Consider the following 17,390-nt stretch of genomic DNA (forward strand, 5'->3'; position numbering starts at 1 on the left):
CTTGAGGTTACCTGGGTGCTATTCGCAAGTTACTCAGCGCTGTCGTTTTCCTCGGGCTGGGCGGCGTTTTCCGGGTCCCACACGGCGCGGCTACGACGTGGCGCTTCCTCCTCGAGGCCTTCGCGCTTCATCAGTTCCGCAACCGTAATCTTCTTCCGCTTACGAGCCGGGCTGTAGTACGGGCGAACCTCGACGTCTTTGGCATTTTCCGGGTTCAGCCGGGCGGCCTGTTCCGGCTGATGAGCGGATTCAGCTGGTGCGGGCTGCATGAGCTGTTCGGTCGGCTCTGCCTGCTCTGGCTGCTCGGCTGGTTCGGGCTGCTCCGGCTCAGCTGCCGCCGTCGGGGCGGACAGCTCGGCCGGTTCAGAGCATTCAGCCTGCTCGGCCTGGTCAGCGGGTTCAAGCTCCTTCAGCTTTGTCTTCTTCCGCTTCGGAATCCAGCGGTTACGCTTCTTGGTCGCGACAGCCACAGCAGTACCACCAGCTACGCCCGCCGCGCCCGCTGCACCAGCACCGACTTCACCATCGACACTGTCTGCTTCGCCCTCGTCAGCGTCAGCGTCGCCAAAGCCACGCCCAGCACCTTCACTTTCGGGCAACAGGGACTCACCGCGAGCCATACGCTCGCGGCGGCCCTTCTCCACCAGCTCCTCGGAAACCTCTTCCAGGGCAGAGCCTTCGACATCCACAGAAGGCAACACCTTGTCCAGCCACTTCGGCATGTACCAGGTAGCGCGGCCAAGCAGGAACATGGCTGCCGGGATGAAGGTCATGCGGATAACGAAGGCGTCGAAAAGCACGGCGGCACCCAGCGCGAAGCCGAAGACCTTGATGATCGCCAGGGGCTGACCGGCGAACGCCGCGAAGACGGAGATCATAATAATCGCAGCGGCCGTGACCACACGAGCGCCGAGAGTAAAGCCTTCAACGACCGATTCTTCGACCGCGTTGTACTTCGACTCTGGCGAGGATTCACCCTTGTTGTGGGTGTAATGCTCACGCATGCGGGAAACCAGGAAGACCTGATAGTCCATGGCCAAACCGAACGTCACACCAATGAGGAAGATTGGCACAAAGCTGACCAGCGGACCCGGAGTGCTAATCACACCCCAGAGGCCATCCTGGAAAAATGCCACCGTGACACCGAATGCGGCTGCGACAGAGAGCAAGAAGCCCACGCCGGCAGTCAACGGCACCATCAGGGAACGGAAAATCATCAGCAGCAGAATGACTGCCAGACCCACGACAACGCCCAAGTAGAGCGGCATCGCGCCCTGGAGGCGGTCGGTGATGTCAATTTCGATAGGAACCAGGCCAGTGACACCGGTGAATAGGCCGGTGGTTTGCTCAATCTGCTTCTGCTGATCGCGCACCGCGTTCATCAGCTGCTTGGTCGCGGGATCGAGCGGACCCGACTTCGGGGTCATGATCATCTTGACCGCAGTGCCGTCATGATTCAGGCCAATCATCTGGATGTGCTCGACACCGACGTTGGATTTGAACTGGTCGACAGCGTAGCTATAAGAAGCCTTGCGGGCGGCCTCTATGTCAGAGAGATCCGGGTTGGTCTGCTTCAGGGACTCGATAAGCGGTTTGAGCACCGGAGCATCGGGCTTCACATCGTCCGACTTGGCAATAATGATGAGCTGTGAATTACGTCCTGCGCCGAAGCCCTCTTCAATCATGGTGATGGCCTTGCGGTTCGTGCTGTCCTTCGCCGCAGTAGAGTCCGACGGCAGCGCCAGCTTCAAGTGCATAGCCGGGTAGGCCAACGCCAACAGCAAGACGATACAGCCGACCAGGAACAACCCTGGGGCCTTGTGCACGAAGGTGACCCAACGGCGCCCCATCGTCATCTCGCCGAAGAAGGAAGAGCGGCGTCCCTTGCGCGCATTACGCGAGGGGTTACCAGCAACACCGGGCACGCGACCAGCGAAGACCTTGTCGCCCAACAGAGACATAACTGCCGGCAGTAGGGTCAGAGAGACCAGCACTGTGAAGGCCACCGTGATTGCCGCCGAAATACCCATCAGGGACATGAACGGCACCTTGGCCACCGTCAGCGCTGCCAACGCGACAATCACAGTGAGGCCAGCGAAAACCACAGCGGAGCCCGCCGTACCCGTAGCCATGCCGATGGCATCTTCGTTGGTCATCCCTCGGGCTCTTTCCGCCCTGTAGCGAGAGAGGATGAACAGTGCGTAGTCAATACCGACAGCCAGGCCGAACATGACGGCAAGCACCGGGGTAATCGAGTTGACGTCAGTGAATGCGGTCATCAATGTCACACCGAAGACACCGATGATGATGCCCACTACCGCCGTCACAATAGGCAGGAACGAAGCCACCAGAGAGCCGAAGGTGACAACCAGCACGATAAACGCCACGGTCACACCGATAATCTCTGAGGTCGGAGCTACCTCAATCGCAGGCTGCATGCCCGGGCCAGAGGCCTCGACCTTGATACCGGCGTCACGACCGGCCTGCATCGCGTCGAGAAGCGCCTGCATATTCTCCGGCTCGATGTCCTGCGGCATCTTGGCATCGAAAACGAAGGTGGAAATACCGTAGCGACCGTCATCGGACACGGTACGCATGGCATTGGCATCGGCCTCGGCAACATCCTTGGGCAGGCCGGCGGCCATGCCCTGTTCCTTGACCATCGCCTGCATCTTCGGATTGAGGTCTACCGGGTTGTGAAGCTGCAAATCGTCGGCGATTTGGCCGACATTGTCGCGGATGCCGTTAATAACCTTGTCAACGGCTTCTTTATTCTGTGGGTCATCGAGCCTCTGCCCCTCGGGGGCTTCGAAGGCGACATAAATACGCTGCTCTCGAATTGGGTTCGGAACATCGGGGAACTTTTCCTCAATCACGTGTGAAGCCGTTGCCGACGGCATGCCGGGGATCGAGAACTGGTCGATAAACCCCTTCTGGAATGCGGAAACTGCACCGCCCAGCCCCGCCAAAATCAGGAACCACGCGATGATCACAGTCCATTTATGCAGGTAGGAGAACCTGCCGAGTTTGAACAAGGCCTTTGCCATGTCAAGTTTCCCTTACGTCTAATATTCGCCTGGACCGCCCCCAACTGCAGCTTCCCCAAGTTCGCGCTAACCAAGCACTTCCTCGGACCTCACCTGCAGTTTGAAGCCTCTTCGCTACTCCGATGCTAGCGACCACCCCGGATTGGCCAACATCAACTCTGGCGCTGACGCGGTCATTGGGGGCGGGCACGACATAAAAACCGGAAATACTTTTGCTAAGAGTAGCGGACTTCCCGGATAAACGTGAACAATGGGGTGTGTGTTACTGATGTTATTTTTGTGATTTAGGCGCTCCAGGTCGGGCGCCTCACCATTTGCCGCTTTACGACGGACACCTCCCCCACCCCCACCGCACCCAGACAATCAGAGCCGATTAAATGCAAAACCCCCGGGGGCTCCTACTTAAAGGAACCACCGGGGGTTTTATTGGCGGTGACGGAGGGATTTGAACCCTCGGTACGGGGTTACCGCACAAAGCATTTCGAGTGCTTCACCTTCGGCCGCTCGGACACGTCACCGCTAGAAAACGTTACAGGTAGCCCCTTTATCTACCAAATCCCCAGGTCAGAGCGCCCAGGCTTCTGCCAAGGCACTCTCGCTGCACTGCACCCTGCGCCACCCCAAGCCCGTCAACCCTCCACCGCGCTATTCGGGGTGGCCAACGCCCGCTGAGATATGAAGGAATAGTCTGTAGCTTGAAATCTAGAAACTTAAACACAGAAGTACAGCCACACAGAAAGGGTTCTCCCTCATGATTCGTTCCGCCATCATCGGCTACGGCAATTTGGGCCGCAGCGTCGAAAAGGTCATCGCTGACCAGCCGGACATGGAACTCGTCGGCGTTTTCTCCCGTCGCGATCCGCTGGACACTGAGGCCCGCGTACTCCCGGCGGCGGATGTCGAAAAGTATAAGGACGAGGTAGACGTGCTGTTCGTGTGCCTCGGCTCGGCCACCGATGTCCCGGAGCAGGCTCCTGAGCTGGCAAAGAACTTTACGACGGTCGACACCTACGACAACCACCACGAGATTCCGAAGCACCGCGCGGCCATGGACGCCGCCGCCCGCGAGGGTGACAACATCGCCATGATCTCGACCGGTTGGGATCCGGGCCTGTTCTCCCTGAACCGCGTTCTGGGCGCTGCTATCCTGCCGGGCGCAGACCAGATGACCTTCTGGGGACCTGGTCTGTCGCAGGGCCACTCCGATGCCGTGCGTCGTGTGCCGGGAGTGAAGAAGGGTGTCCAGTACACCAAGCCGAACCCGGAAGCTATCGCGGCCGTGAAGAAGGGCGAGGGCGCAGACCTGAAGGGCAACGAATGCCACCTGCGCCACTGCTTCGTCGTCGCTGAAGAGACCGGCAACGCCGACGAGGACGCCAAGCTCAAGGAGCAGATCCGTGAAACCATCGTGACCATGCCGGATTACTTTGCCCCTTACGAGACCATCGTGGACTTCATCTCCGAGGAGGAGTTCGACCGCGACCACCAGGGCATGCCGCACGGTGGCCAGGTCATTACCCGCGGCCAGGCCGGTACGTCCGGTCACGTCATCGAGTTCGGCCTCGACCTGGAGCGCAACCCCGACTTCACCGCAGCCGTCCAGGTTGCCTACGGTCGCGCCGCCTACCGCCTGAAGCAGGCTGGCGAAACCGGTGCCCGCACCGTCTTCGAGATTGCCCCGTACCTACTGTCCGCCGAACCACTGGATGACCTGGTGGCCCAGAAGCTGTAACCAGCCCCAACGCCGACAGCCGGCCATCGAAACACAAAGAACCCCGACCTTCTCCACACATCGGAAGCGGAGAAGGTCGGGGTTATCTTTACTCGAGAACTAAGCGCTTTACTTGTCAGTCAGCTTGCCCAGGGTCTCAGTAGCCTTGTCCTTCAGGTCCTCAGCACCCTGCTTGACCTTCGAAGCAGCCTGCTCACCCTTGCCCTGGTTTGCCAGGTCGTCGTTGCCAACGGCGTCGCCGGCAGCTTCCTTAACCTTGCCGCCCAACTCGTCGGCCTTGTTCTGCAGCTCGCTCATTATGTAAGCCTCCTATGTAAACGACTTATCTATTCTCTAGAGCCGCCGTCTAGCAGCTCCACCAGTTCCGACGGTACGTGAAAATGAAGGCTCGTCACGGCTACAGCGGGAATTGTGACCTAACTGTGACGCCGCTCACGCCTCCAACTGCCGTTGCCGTTCGAAGAATTCCCGCAGGTAAACGGAGCATTCGTCGGCAAGCACACCCCCACGCACCTGGGGCGTGAACGCGTGGGCGGGATCGCGGATGACATCGGCGATAGAGCCGCACGCGCCGGTCTTGGGCGACCACGCACCGAAGACCACACGCCCCACGCGCCCCATGACGCAGGCGCCGGCACACATCACGCACGGCTCAAGTGTCACGACCAACGTGCACTGCTCCAGCCGCCAGCCATCACCGACGGCGCGGGTGGCTTCGCGCAGCGCGATAACTTCGGCGTGGGCAAGCGGGTCACCATCAACTTCCCGACGGTTCGAGCCCCGGCCCACAACCTTGCCCTCGGCATCCACGACCACAGCTCCCACCGGCACATCCCCGGGTGCCGTGTGAGCAGCTTCGGCGATAGCCAGGCGCATCCACTCTTCGTCGAGAATGTCCTGTTTTCGACGGGGCAGGGCGCTTGACCGCTCGGTCAGATGACCTTTGTCAGGTTTAGTCGTCATAGGGGTCGTAGTCGTCATCGTCGCCGTCGTAGTCCAGGTCGGCGACATCGGCGAGCTCCTCGGCGCACCCCAACTCCTCGGCAATGGCCAGAAGCTGCTCGGACGCCCACAGCGACTGATCGTCACAGATGGACTCCAGGGCTTCCTCCGAACAACCCAGGTCAGCGAGGATATCCATGTCTCCTTCGGCCCAGGCGTCGACATCGTCGAGCTCATCCTCGTCGAGGTCGGGGATATCCAGATCCAGCTCGTCGAACACATCTGCCGCAATGTCATCGGTCACGGCAGCGGTAGCGTCGGAAAGCACAACGCGCAGCGACCCAACGCCCTGGCGCACAAGAATGAAGTAGTCGTCGTCGATATTGAGCATTCCGACAGCAGCGCGTTCCGAACGCAGATTGCGCAGCGCCTGTGCGGCATCAGCGAGGGAATCGGTGGCGTCGTCCCCGAGGTCGACGACGCGCCAACCGCGCTCCCCCATAGTTACGGCAACCGCAAAGGAACGGTCGTCATCGGAGGTGTACCCTCCGGAAAAGGTCGTGCTCATAACCCACAACGCTAGTCGCTGTATGTCATGCTTGTCAGGTGAGCAATTTCGAGTCCCCCTCCCCTGCTTCGTCCTCCCTGTCAGCTGCACAACTACCCGCGGTATGCATCCTCGGTCTGGGCCTCATCGGTGGCTCCATGATGCGCGATCTGCGGGTCCAAAACGTCGAATGCTTCGGTTGGAATCGCTCGTCCACAACGGTCGAGGAAGCCACGAAGGAGGGATTCGACGCCAGTACAGATCTTCAGGCCACGCTCGAACGCGCAGAGGCCAGCCGCGCGCTCATCGTGATCGGCACCCCCATGACAGTCATCGGCACGATGCTGGATGCTATCAACGAGCACGCCCCCAGCTGTGGCATCACGGATGTGGTCTCCGTGAAGGCGGCCGTCGCCGCCGAGGTCTCCGCTCGCGGGATGGAGGAACGCTTCGTCGGCGCGCACCCAATGGCGGGGTCCGCGCAGGCGGGCTGGTCCGCCACGCTCGAAGGGCTTTTCGACGGCGCCCCCTGGGTCATCACCTACGACCTGGCAGCTGCTGCCGACGCTGCGGGCAAGCCCGTCCCGGAGCGCTGGATTGAGGTCTTTTCGCAGGTCGCCAACTTGGGAGCAGCTCTTGGCAGCCAGCTCATTCCAGCACTGAGCGATCACCACGATGCCAGCGTCGCCCGCATCTCCCACATGCCACACCTGGCGGCCTACGCAATTGCCGCCGCCGGGGAAGCCGGTGGTCCCCTGGCCATTTCGCTGGCGGCCGGCTCTTTCCGCGACTGCACTCGCGTCGCCGCCGCTGCTCCCGACATGGTCATGTCCTGGTGCGAGAACAACACCGAACCCGTGCTCACCGCGCTTGACGACGTCATCGAGCGCCTCACCGCCGCGCGCACCCAGTTGGCCACCGAGGGAACCGCTATGGACCTGGCCAAAACCGGCCAGATTGCCCGTATCCGCTACGAGGCCCGCCCCGCTCACCGCCCGATTTTCCGACTGCGCGTCGGAGAGGGCGACTGGATCAACCAGTTGAAGTTGGCCGAAAGCGTCGGCGGGCAGGTAGATGTGTTCTAGTGTGGAACTATGTTCTCCCCCGAGCTGCACACCAGCCTCGCAGGCATCACCGTCGTCAACTTCGCCATTAACGTTCCGGGGCCACTGGCCGCTCAGCACTTGGGCCAGCTAGGCGCCCGGGTGATTAAGGTCGAACCACCCACAGGCGACCCGCTCGGTTCCTTCGGCCGCCCCTGGTATGAAGCTATGTCCGCAGGTCACGAGATTATCCAGGCGGATCTGAAGAGCGATGAGGGCCGCGCACAGCTGAGCTCGCTGATTGATGAGGCCGATGTGGTCATCACCTCGGTTCGCCCCTCCGCGCTGGAACGCATGGGGCTGGCGGGGCTCCACGAGCGCCCGAATGGGCCGGTGCATATCGATATTGTCGGTGATACCAAAGCTCCAGAAACACCTGGCCATGACCTGACCTACCAGGCGGAGGCCGGAACTCTCACGCCTCCGGCCATGCCGCCGGTGCTGTTGGGCGACATTCTGGGTGCACACTTTGCGGTCACCGCTGCCCTTGCCGGGTTGATTAAGCGGGCGGGTGCTGGGGCGGACGTCGTAAAGCAGCCTGGGCTGCACTGCCGCATTGGCCTGAAGCAAGCCGGTGAGGCCGGCGCCGAACCGCTGAAGTACGGCATGACGGCGCCCGGCGGACTACTCGGTGGCGGCCTGTGGACGTACGGCCTCTACCCCAGCGCCGACGGCTACGTGTCCGTGGCAGCGCTGGAACCACACTTTGCCGCCGCCCTGACCGAGGCCACGGGTGCAAGTGGCCGCGAGGAGCTTGCGGATTTCCTCCGCGAGCGCACCAACGCCGAAATCATGCAGCTTGCCAGCGAAAAGGCACTGCCGCTGGCTGCGGTGGAGTAAGCGGGGCAGTTTAAGGCCGCGCGCCTCGGAGAGCCGGGCCTCGAGCCTTACGCGGTCAACCCCGCGGCCTCCGCGGTGAGCTCCACCGAACGCAGTCGGTCAGGAACCTTCAACGACTGATGAGCCACAATCAGCTCATCCGCCGTCGAGTACTCACCGAACTGCGCAATCTGCTCACGCACCTGCGCCACCGTGCCGACCGCCGTGTGACGGAACATATTCTGCACCTGTCGCCCCTGCGGAGTATCCATCAGGATCTCCGCCTCATCGTCAGTGAGATGATGCCCACCGCGACTCAGGAACCGCCTGACCATGTTCCTGCGGGTAGCGAAGTACTGCTGCTGCGCGTCCTCTTCGCTTTCCGACGCAATCACATTCATGGCCGCAAAAGCGTACGGCTTATCCAGCTGCTTAGAAGGCTGGAACTGCTCGCGGTAGACCGCGATGGCATCGCGAAGCGCGTCCGGAGCGAAGTGCGAAGCAAACGCGTACGGCAAGCCGAGCGCCGCTGCGAGCTGAGCACCAAAGAGCGAGGAGCCCAGAATGTACAGCGGCACATGGGTGCCGCGGCCTGGAATTGCGTTGATGCCCTTGATCAGCGACTCGTCGGAGAGGTAACCGCGCAGCTCCTGCACATCCTGCGGGAAGGAATCGGACGAACGCGGGTCACGACGCAGCGCGCGCATCGTGGCCTGGTCCGTACCCGGCGCGCGACCAAGCCCCAGCTCGATGCGATCCGGGTACAGATTCGCGAGCGTGCCGAACTGTTCCGCGACCGTCAGCGGTGCATGATTCGGCAGCATGACGCCGCCGGAGCCGAGGGTGATGCTCTCGGTTTTTGCAGCCACGGCTGCGATAAGAACTGCCGGCGACGAGGACGCAATGGAGTTCATATTGTGGTGCTCTGCGTACCAAATACGCTGATAACCAGACTTTTCCGCTGTCTGCGCCAAATCGATGGAGCCCTGTAGGGCGTCTGCGTGGGACTGCCCCGAGGCTACGGTAGCGAGGTCAAGAATGGACTCAGTACGAATCATGGTTCCACAGTCTAGACCGTTAGTCGGATATTGCGAGTTTGAGATGTTTCGAATACTGAGGCGCTGGGGTTTGGGGTTTTGGGGATTCGGGTGCGGGTGGCTCGTGGGTGGTATTCACTCATCGATGAGGTATTCACATATCGATGAGCTATAGCCTGGCCACAAGTGAATAGCTCATCGATATGAGCGCAGGCAGAGCCAATACCGCGCGCATAAGTGCCAGAAAACCATCGATAAGTCAGGCAGACAAAAAGACCCGCACCTTATCGGTGCGGGTCTGCGTTGTGCGCCCGAAGGGATTCGAACCCCTAACCTTCTGATCCGTAGTCAGATGCTCTATCCGTTGAGCTACGGGCGCATTTTGTTGTTATTCAGCGACTCTGGGGTAATTCCCTCGACCCCTGCAACGAATAGATACTTTACTCATCCTGCTAAGTTTTACAAAATCGCCTGTTCAAGCAACCTTTTCGGCACTTATTCAAGTACATATTCGTTGCACATTAACAACAGGTTTCGTAGCGGTTACCCCGGCCTATCCGAACAGGACCGACCGAGGTAACCCTGACCGAGGTAACGGAGAAACCGAGGAACTACTCGCCGCGGACCCAGCGGACAGCGTTGCCAAAGATGTCCTGCTCACCAATGCCCGGAATGTTGCGCATCAGGCCCTCGCGGAAACGCTCTGGGTGGCCCATCTTGCCCAGAATCCTGCCGTCAGCACTGACAATGCCCTCAATGGCGTAGGAGGAACCGTTCGGGTTGGCTGGCGCTGTCATCGTCGGCACGCCCTCGGCATCGCCATCAGTATCGACGTACTGGAAAGCGACCTGGCCGGCCTCGAACAGGTGGCGGGCCTCGTCCTCGGAGACCACGAAACGGCCCTCACCGTGAGAAACCGGCATGAGGTGGGTCTGGCCTGGCTCGAAGCCACGCAACCACGGGGAATCCACAGTCGCGACGCGAGTGGTAGCGATGCGGGACACGTGACGCAGCTGGCGGTTGTGGGCCAGGGTCGGCGAGTCCTCGCGGAGCTGCGCCGGGTCGCCGTACGGCAGGAAGCCGGACTTGACCAGCGCCTGGAAACCGTTACAAATTCCGAGCACAAGACCGTTGTCGGCCACGAACTCCTTGACGGCGGCTGCGACGTCGTCGGAACGCAGGAACGCGGCGATGAACTTGGCGGATCCGTCCGGCTCATCACCCAGGGAGAAGCCACCGGAGAATGCCAGGATGTCGGCGTCCTGAAGCTTTTCGATGAACGCCTTCGTGTCCTCCGCCAGCATTGCCGGGGTCAGGTTGCGGATCACGTGGAACTCGTAGGTAGCGCCCGCTGCGACGAATGCCTCGGCCATGTCGTACTCGGAGTTGGTACCCGGGAAGACCGGCAGCAGCACGTGGACATCCTTCTTGCCCGGGCTCTGCAGGTCGGTCTCGGTCGCGCTGACCTGGTTAGCGAACTCCGGCAGGGCCTCGCCCTCGTAGTCATTGAGGGGGAATACCTCACGGTAACCGGACTCCATTGCCTCCAGAGCCTCGGCGACAGTGAAGGACTCCTCACCGAAGCGCAGCGTGCCCGATTCGTCGGTGGCACCGATCTTCACAGCACCCTCAACAGCACCATCAACATCCTGACCAGCCGGAACAGCCACAACAATGGAACCCAGTGGAGCCTCCGGGAGGGATGCCTCCAGGCCCACGCCATTGCCCACAGCCATGTTGACCAGGGTCACAGCCAGATCCGCGTTAGTAACAGCCGAGGCCGCAACCGGCCGCAGCTCCCGCACGGCAGCAAATAGTTCGTTGAGCTGCTCGTAGTTCGGTTCCCCGGACTCGAGCGGCTTGTGCGCAAACAGGTAGAGGTCGAAGTTACCTGCCGGGATTGCAGCAGAGACAGCGTCGGTCTCGTCCATCGCGGCAACTGCGAAGGTCACCAGAGTCGCCGGCACGTGCAGGTCCTCGCCGTAGGTGCCGGACATGGAGTCCTTACCGCCAATAGCCGCAACCTGGAAGCCATCCTGAGCCTCCAGCAGGCCAAGCAGAGCCTGCGCAACCTCACCCCACCGCTGCGGATCCTGGTCCAGGCGCTGGAAGTATTCCTGCACACTCAGCCAGGCACCGCGCGGATTGCCACCGGCCGCTGCGAGCTTAGCTAGTGCCTCCACGACGGAGTAGGAACCCATGAGGTACGGGGACTCGTCGGCAAGCGATGGCGAGTAACCCCAGGTCATGATGGACGCGGTGCTCGTGCCGCCATCGACCGGCAGCGTCTGGATTGACGCCTGCTCGTCGGTCTTCTGCGTCGCACCGCCGTACGGCATGAGCACGGTGGAGCGGCCGACGGTCGAGTCGAACTGCTCGATCATGCCCTCCTGGGAGCCCGCCGTCGCCGCACGCAGCGACTCCAGCACGCTCGCCGGTGCCTGCTTTACGACGCCGCCCTCCGCAGCAACCATCTCGACGTTCTGGGCGCGGTCGGCGCCGTTGGTGTCGATGAACTCACGGGAGAGGTCGAAGACGACCTCGTCGCCCATGAACATGCGTAGACGACCGGTGTCGGTGATGTCTGCCAGCGCGACGGCCTCGATGTTCTCTTCGTCAGCGGCGGCGATGATGAAATCGGCGTCCTCCGGGCGGACGACCAGCGCCATGCGCTCCTGGGACTCGGAAATTGCAATCTCGCGGGCATTCAGACCGGCGTACTTCAGCGGCACGCGCTCGAGGTGAATGTCAATGGAGTCAGCCAGCTCACCGACCGCAACGGACACGCCACCAGCGCCGAAGTCATTACAGCGGACAATCTTGGTAGCGACATCCTCGCGGCGGAACAGGCGCTGAATCTTGCGCTCGTTGACCGGGTTACCCTTCTGCACCTCAGCACCGGAGCGGCCCAGCGAGTCCTCATCGTGAGCCTTCGACGAGCCGGTCGCACCGCCGACGCCGTCACGACCGGTGCGGCCACCGAGCATGATCACCACATCGCCCGGCGCAGGTTCGAGGCGCTTGACGTTGTCTGCCGGGGCAGCGGCGACGACGGCACCGAGTTCCATTCGCTTAGCGACGTATCCCGGGTGGACCAGCTCGCGCACACCAGTGGTGGCCAGACCGATCTGGTTGCCGTAAGAGGAGTAGCCGGCTGCGGCGCGGGAGGAAATATCGCGCTGCGGCAGCTTGCCCTCGAGGGTCTGCTCGCGCGGAGTGTTGATGTCACCTGCGCCGGACAGACGCATGGCCTGGTAGACCCAGGAGCGACCTGACAGCGGGTCACGGATTGCGCCGCCGAGACAGGTGGAGGCACCGCCGAATGGCTCGATTTCGGTCGGGTGGTTGTGGGTCTCGTTCTTGAACATGAGGAGCCACTTGCGGTCATCGCCCTCGACGTCGACGTAGACGGAGCAGGCGTTGATTTCCTCGGAGACTTCCTGGTCATCCATCACGCCCGTGCGACGCAGTTCGCGGCCCATGATGGTGCCCATGTCCATCAAGGAGCGTGGCTTGTGCGTGCGGCCGTTGAGCTCACGCAGCTCGTCGTAGCGACGCAGCGCGCGATCCAACTGCGCGGCAAAGCGCGGCTCGTTGTTCTCGATGGAGGTCAGCTCGGTGTTGAAGGTGGTGTGGCGGCAGTGGTCCGACCAGTAGGTATCCAGCGCGGACAGCTCTACCTCGGTCGGAGTGCGGCCCTCGGAGCGGAAGTAATCCTGGATGGTCTTCAGGTCGGCCAGCGACATGGCCATGCCGTCGGCTGCGAGCAGCTCGGCCAGGCCTTCGTCATCCAGCTCGGTGAAGCCCGGGTACTCCTTCAGCGGCTCGATCTCGCCCATGCTCGGACGGCGCAGGACGCTCAGGTTCTTCTCCCCCGATTCGACCGGGTTAATGAGGTAGGAGCGTACGGCGTCATTCACCGGAGCGTCGAAAACATACAGCGTTGCCGAGGTGATCTGCGCCTTCGTTTCCGGGCGGAGCAGGCGCAGGGCCTGCTCGGCGGCATCGGCACGCTGGTCGTACTGGCCAGGAAGAGGCTCGACAGCAAGATAGTTCCCCAGCTCGGCGGGGGCCGGGAGCTCGACCAGCTCGTCGACACGCGAATCAGCAACCACCGACTCACGCAGCGCGACAAGATCCTCCTCCGTCGCATCGAAAGCATCGTAGAGATAGTAGATTGCCACCTCGCCGTCCTGGCCGATCGAGGACAGCAGCGTAGCTTCCTCATTGCGGAACTCGGGCTTACGGCGAACGGCTAGACGGGCGTCCATCAAGGCTCCTATCGAAATACGGGGAGGGCAACCGGGGTCTAAGTCTATTGCAACTGTTCAGGATAGGAAAATGTCCCCCGGTGTGCGAGGCGGCGCGGGGCGAGGCGTCGCGGGGCGGCGCGGGGCGGAAGCCCCGATTGACCAAGTACAAGGCCAGGCTAATCGGATTCGGCCAGGCAAAGGCTGCGCGGGGGTGTTGGAGGTACGGCCGTGGCGGCTCAGGGAGGTGGCGAGTCGGACGGCAGGTCCGGGTTGGTGCCTGTTGTTGCACCTTGCTACCTGTCGCTGCGCGTTGCTGAAGCAAGGGAGCTGGTTCGTTGTCTTATCGATGCATAGTTCACCCATCGATTCGCTATAGCTTGGCCACAAGTGAACAGCGCATCGACAAGTGCACACGTAGCACCCACAGCGCGCGCATAAGTGGCGCAAAACCATCGACAGGACACGAGAAACCATCGATAAGTGACCGAACCCTGGCCACAAGTGAAGGACCGCGCTGCCCCGCCCCGCAATGCCCCGGCTCGCGCTGCACTAGCAGGTAATAAAAAAGACCCGCACCTACAAGGTGCGGGTCTACATGGTGCGCCCGAAGGGATTCGAACCCCTAACCTTCTGATCCGTAGTCAGATGCTCTATCCGTTGAGCTACGGGCGCGTGTGGCGGAGGCGAGAGGATTCGAACCTCCGGCCCGTCGCAAGACAGGCAACTCCTTAGCAGGGAGCCCCATTCGGCCGCTCTGGCACGCCTCCAAAACCACTGGCATCGATCCCGCTTCAGCAAAGCTGTTCGCCATTGCGTGGACGAGACCAAATAACCGCAGCCAATCCTACAGAACACAAGAATTGAAAAGCAAAACACCCGCGGAGCCACCAAATACGGCGCTACAAATAGCGACCACACCTTGGGATTTTGCGGGGATTCTGTACTGCCCAATCCGGGCCATGTTCTACAGTTAGGCCTATGACCAACGATGCATCTTCAGTTCAGCCCAAAACCCGCGCCGACCTCGAGCAGGTTCCGGCCTATGTCCCGGGTAAGGCTGTGCCCGGCGCGCTGAAGATCGCGTCCAATGAAATGACCCAACCGCCGCTTCCCTCGGTGGTGGAGGCCATCTCGCAGACCATCGCTGACCCAACTACTAGCCCGAACCGCTACCCCGACATGGGCGCGGTTGACCTGCGCATTAAGCTCGGCGAACACCTGGGTCTGCCCATGGAGCAGGTCGCGGTCGGCTGCGGCTCCTCCGCTCTGTGCCTGCAGCTCGTGCAGGCCACCTGTGCGGATGGGGATGAGGTCGTGTTCCCGTGGCGCAGCTTCGAGGCCTACCCCATTCTCGCTCGCGTCGCCGGGGCTACTCCAGTGCCGGTGCCGCTGGATGCGCAGGGTCGCAATGATCTTTCGGCAATGGCTGCCGCTATCACCGACCGCACACGCCTGGTTTTCGTCTGTAATCCCAATAACCCGACGGGCACGACCATCACTCGCGAGGCATTCGCGGAGTTTATGGCGCAGGTTCCGGGCGATGTTGTGGTCGCTCTCGACGAGGCCTACATCGAGCTGGTGGACGAGGCCACTCACGCCGCTACCCCGTTGGCGCATGAGCTGCTGGATACCTACCCCAACCTGGTCGGCTTGCGCACATTCTCCAAGGTCTACGGTTTGGCCGGGCTTCGTGTGGGCTACATGTTCGGCCCGGAGAAGCTTGTGGAGGCCGTGAATAAGGTCGCCATCCCCTTCTCTGTGAACACCCTCGCGCAGATCGCCGCGCTCACTTCGCTGGACGCACAGGAAGAGCTCACCGCCCGCATTGCTGAGGTCCGCGCACAGCGCGTCGCTGTCACCGAGGCCATCAATGCCGCCACCGGCCGCGAGACGGTGCTGCCGAATTCGCAGGCCAACTTCATTTGGATCGACGAGGCTCGAATCGCGGATCTCTCTTTGCTTGACGACGTCTCGGTGGCCACCACCACGGATCTCGGTGACTTCCTGGCGCAGCGCAACATTCTCATCCGTTGCTTTGCCGGCGAAGGTGTTCGTATCACCATCACTACTGAGGAAGAGACCTCGCAGCTGCTGGCTGCGCTCGGTATCGAGCGCTAACAGCTATCGCTCAGCTAGCAGCTACCGGCGCGGCCGGTGGTCGCGCCACCGCTGCGCTCAATCGCCTTTGCGATGCGGTCAAGCATTTGTTGGCCGGTCTCATAGGTGCCGTCGTCAGGCTGGGCTGCGATAGCTACACCAACGAAGGTGCCCGGCTTCTTGCCCGGCAGATAGCCGAACTGCCGCACAAGGTAGACGCCTTCATCATCTGGACCCCAACCGCCCTTGAAGTGGGCGCCGCGGATGCGTCCGAGGCCGTAGGACTGCTCGTCGGCAATCTGTCCCATGAGGTCAGCGACCTTTGGGCCCGCCTCGATGCACTGCAAATTGGCGCCGAAAATAGCCTGGTCGCGCAAATCCCACTGCGTCTGCCCGAAGACGGTGTATTCCGCGCGGATGCGGTCAGTGCCCATGACGGTGCGGGTGTCGTGGCCCTCTCGGAGAATCTCGTCGGTGGTCGCGCCTGCGGTCGCGTCATCGCCCAGGGAGTACCACATGGACTCAGCCGCATCGTTATCGGAAACCGTGATTGCGGCTTCGACCAGGGAATCCACGCCCGATTGGCGCACATAAGCCACCGCTACCGGCACCTTGGAGGTAGACCAGGCCGGACCCGTTTTGAAGTCGCCCGTGGAAACCACTTCGGAATCCTTATCCGGCGTTGCCAGAGCGGCGCCGGCCAGACCACCGAGTTCCTTTTGCGCGGACTTCACTGCCTCGACAACTTCGCGAGGCATCTCACCGGGCACAACTTTCCCGTCGGAGGATGCGCCGCCGGGGCCGTCGTCAAGCGGATTGGACAGCGTCGGCGACGGCATGTCCGCCGAGTCGGTGCCGATGGTGCAGGCGCTAAGGCCGAGCGTGACGACGGCGGTTGCGGCCAGAGCCGCTCGGAGACGTTTAGACAATGTGCACCGTCGCATTCGTACCGCCGGTGCAAGTGACAACCTCACCGTTATCGCGGCAGGTCATGCTGTATGTCTTGCCAGTTGTTGGGCTGCTAGCGGTGACTGTACCGTTGAGCTTCTTCGTAAGTTGGTACTGCTCAACGAAGGAATTGCGCACGTTGGTGGCAAACTGACAGGTCGTAGTGTTACCACCGACATCTTCTGCATATACCAAGTTCAAATCACCCGGATCGCCCGAGCCGGAGCAGTGACGCCAGTTCGATGGCGGCTGGAACCCTTCAGCGCGACGCTTCTGCTCAGCGGTCGACGACGTGGAGGAATCCTCAGCACTAGCTGACTGAACCGACTGGGGCGAGTTGCTGCCGGCCGAATTCACTCCCTTCGAATCGGAGAAGTAGAAGAAAGCCATTGCGCCGACGAAGAGAGCGACCGCAACGAGCGCCAGGACAATAACCGCGATGGTCAGCCCCTTGTTGTCATTGCTCGGCGCAGCAGCCGGGCCAGCTTGCGGACCTGGAACATAGGGGGCGGGGCGGTATGGTTCAGGCTGCTGGGATTGTGGATACTGCTGCTGCAGATACTGCGTTTGCTGGTTCTGGGGCTGATAGTCCTGCGTTTGCCCCTCAGGCTGCTCCCACTGTGCCCCATCCACAGCGCTCCACGCATTTGCCGGCGTATCAGCGGAGGGTTGATCATCTGACGTGCCCGGATTTATGCTCCACTCACCGAACGAGTCGTCCGAGTGGTTGCTCCGATTCGTTGCCATTGTTCGACCTTTTCCCTCAATACCGTCCGCCAGTATGACGCTGGGTTTGTATTACAGCAAGACCGAGCTTACCGGTTTTGGCAATTTGCCCGTATTGTTTCAGGCCACAGTACACGTT

12 protein-coding genes and 4 tRNA genes are annotated in these 17,390 nt (G+C 61.6%); 4 read left to right on the forward strand and 12 right to left on the reverse strand.

Annotation, left to right across the window (positions count from 1 at the left end):
* Positions 1 to 29: 29 nt before the first annotated feature.
* Positions 30 to 3,047 (reverse strand): MMPL family transporter, encoded by a 3,018-nt coding sequence (locus tag NQ014_RS09325; RefSeq protein WP_257074982.1) that lies wholly within the window; start codon positions 3,045 to 3,047, stop codon positions 30 to 32.
* A gap of 427 nt (positions 3,048 to 3,474) precedes the next feature.
* Positions 3,475 to 3,565, reverse strand: a tRNA-Ser gene (locus NQ014_RS09330).
* Positions 3,566 to 3,798: 233 nt separating this feature from the next.
* Here NQ014_RS09330 and NQ014_RS09335 point away from each other — a divergent pair.
* Positions 3,799 to 4,779, forward strand: a complete 981-nt coding sequence (locus NQ014_RS09335) for a diaminopimelate dehydrogenase (RefSeq protein ID WP_257074983.1) — start codon at positions 3,799 to 3,801, stop codon at positions 4,777 to 4,779.
* Between the two features lie 108 nt (positions 4,780 to 4,887).
* Here the strand turns inward: NQ014_RS09335 and NQ014_RS09340 are convergent, their stop codons facing one another.
* The 3 genes from NQ014_RS09340 to NQ014_RS09350 all read right to left on the reverse strand — a co-directional run bounded on the left by NQ014_RS09340 (position 4,888) and on the right by NQ014_RS09350 (position 6,289).
* Positions 4,888 to 5,076 (reverse strand): CsbD family protein, encoded by a 189-nt coding sequence (locus NQ014_RS09340; protein ID WP_005510930.1) that lies wholly within the window; start codon positions 5,074 to 5,076, stop codon positions 4,888 to 4,890.
* A 135-nt stretch (positions 5,077 to 5,211) separates the two neighbouring features.
* The gene (locus tag NQ014_RS09345) at positions 5,212 to 5,655 is read right to left on the reverse strand and encodes a nucleoside deaminase (protein WP_257075020.1); all 444 of its coding nucleotides are present in this window, start codon (positions 5,653 to 5,655) and stop codon (positions 5,212 to 5,214) included.
* 76 nt (positions 5,656 to 5,731) lie between these two features.
* Positions 5,732 to 6,289, reverse strand: coding sequence for a tRNA adenosine deaminase-associated protein (locus NQ014_RS09350; RefSeq protein WP_005510946.1), 558 nt, complete (start codon positions 6,287 to 6,289; stop codon positions 5,732 to 5,734).
* A gap of 38 nt (positions 6,290 to 6,327) precedes the next feature.
* On the opposite strand from NQ014_RS09350, the gene NQ014_RS09355 reads away from it, so the two are divergent.
* Together NQ014_RS09355 and NQ014_RS09360 are read left to right on the forward strand one after the other, a co-directional pair.
* The gene (locus tag NQ014_RS09355) at positions 6,328 to 7,353 is read left to right on the forward strand and encodes a prephenate dehydrogenase (RefSeq protein ID WP_257074985.1); all 1,026 of its coding nucleotides are present in this window, start codon (positions 6,328 to 6,330) and stop codon (positions 7,351 to 7,353) included.
* Between the two features lie 9 nt (positions 7,354 to 7,362).
* On the forward strand, positions 7,363 to 8,211 hold the full coding sequence (locus NQ014_RS09360) for a CoA transferase (RefSeq protein ID WP_257074986.1): 849 nt from the start codon (positions 7,363 to 7,365) through the stop codon (positions 8,209 to 8,211).
* A gap of 47 nt (positions 8,212 to 8,258) precedes the next feature.
* Here NQ014_RS09360 and NQ014_RS09365 read toward each other — a convergent pair whose 3' ends face one another.
* The 5 genes from NQ014_RS09365 to NQ014_RS09385 all read right to left on the reverse strand — a co-directional run bounded on the left by NQ014_RS09365 (position 8,259) and on the right by NQ014_RS09385 (position 14,247).
* Positions 8,259 to 9,248, reverse strand: coding sequence for an LLM class flavin-dependent oxidoreductase (locus NQ014_RS09365; protein ID WP_257074987.1), 990 nt, complete (start codon positions 9,246 to 9,248; stop codon positions 8,259 to 8,261).
* Positions 9,249 to 9,533: 285 nt separating this feature from the next.
* Positions 9,534 to 9,606, reverse strand: a tRNA-Arg gene (locus tag NQ014_RS09370).
* A gap of 232 nt (positions 9,607 to 9,838) precedes the next feature.
* A complete protein-coding gene (locus NQ014_RS09375) occupies positions 9,839 to 13,498 on the reverse strand; it encodes a phosphoribosylformylglycinamidine synthase (protein ID WP_257074988.1) in 3,660 nt (1,219 codons plus the stop codon).
* A gap of 578 nt (positions 13,499 to 14,076) precedes the next feature.
* Positions 14,077 to 14,152: transfer RNA gene (locus NQ014_RS09380), tRNA-Arg, on the reverse strand.
* A gap of 3 nt (positions 14,153 to 14,155) precedes the next feature.
* Positions 14,156 to 14,247: transfer RNA gene (locus NQ014_RS09385), tRNA-Ser, on the reverse strand.
* A 211-nt stretch (positions 14,248 to 14,458) separates the two neighbouring features.
* On the opposite strand from NQ014_RS09385, the gene NQ014_RS09390 reads away from it, so the two are divergent.
* Positions 14,459 to 15,598, forward strand: coding sequence for a histidinol-phosphate transaminase (locus NQ014_RS09390; protein ID WP_257074989.1), 1,140 nt, complete (start codon positions 14,459 to 14,461; stop codon positions 15,596 to 15,598).
* A 14-nt stretch (positions 15,599 to 15,612) separates the two neighbouring features.
* Here the strand turns inward: NQ014_RS09390 and NQ014_RS09395 are convergent, their stop codons facing one another.
* Positions 15,613 to 16,506 (reverse strand): hypothetical protein, encoded by an 894-nt coding sequence (locus NQ014_RS09395; RefSeq protein WP_257074990.1) that lies wholly within the window; start codon positions 16,504 to 16,506, stop codon positions 15,613 to 15,615.
* On the reverse strand, positions 16,499 to 17,272 hold the full coding sequence (locus NQ014_RS09400) for a hypothetical protein (protein WP_257074991.1): 774 nt from the start codon (positions 17,270 to 17,272) through the stop codon (positions 16,499 to 16,501). Before NQ014_RS09400 ends, NQ014_RS09395 begins: the two co-directional genes overlap by 8 nt.
* Positions 17,273 to 17,390: the final 118 nt, after the last annotated feature.

The sequence above is a fragment of the Corynebacterium sp. 5QC2CO genome, from assembly GCF_024580435.1.
GTDB lineage: Bacteria > Actinomycetota > Actinomycetes > Mycobacteriales > Mycobacteriaceae > Corynebacterium > Corynebacterium jeikeium_D.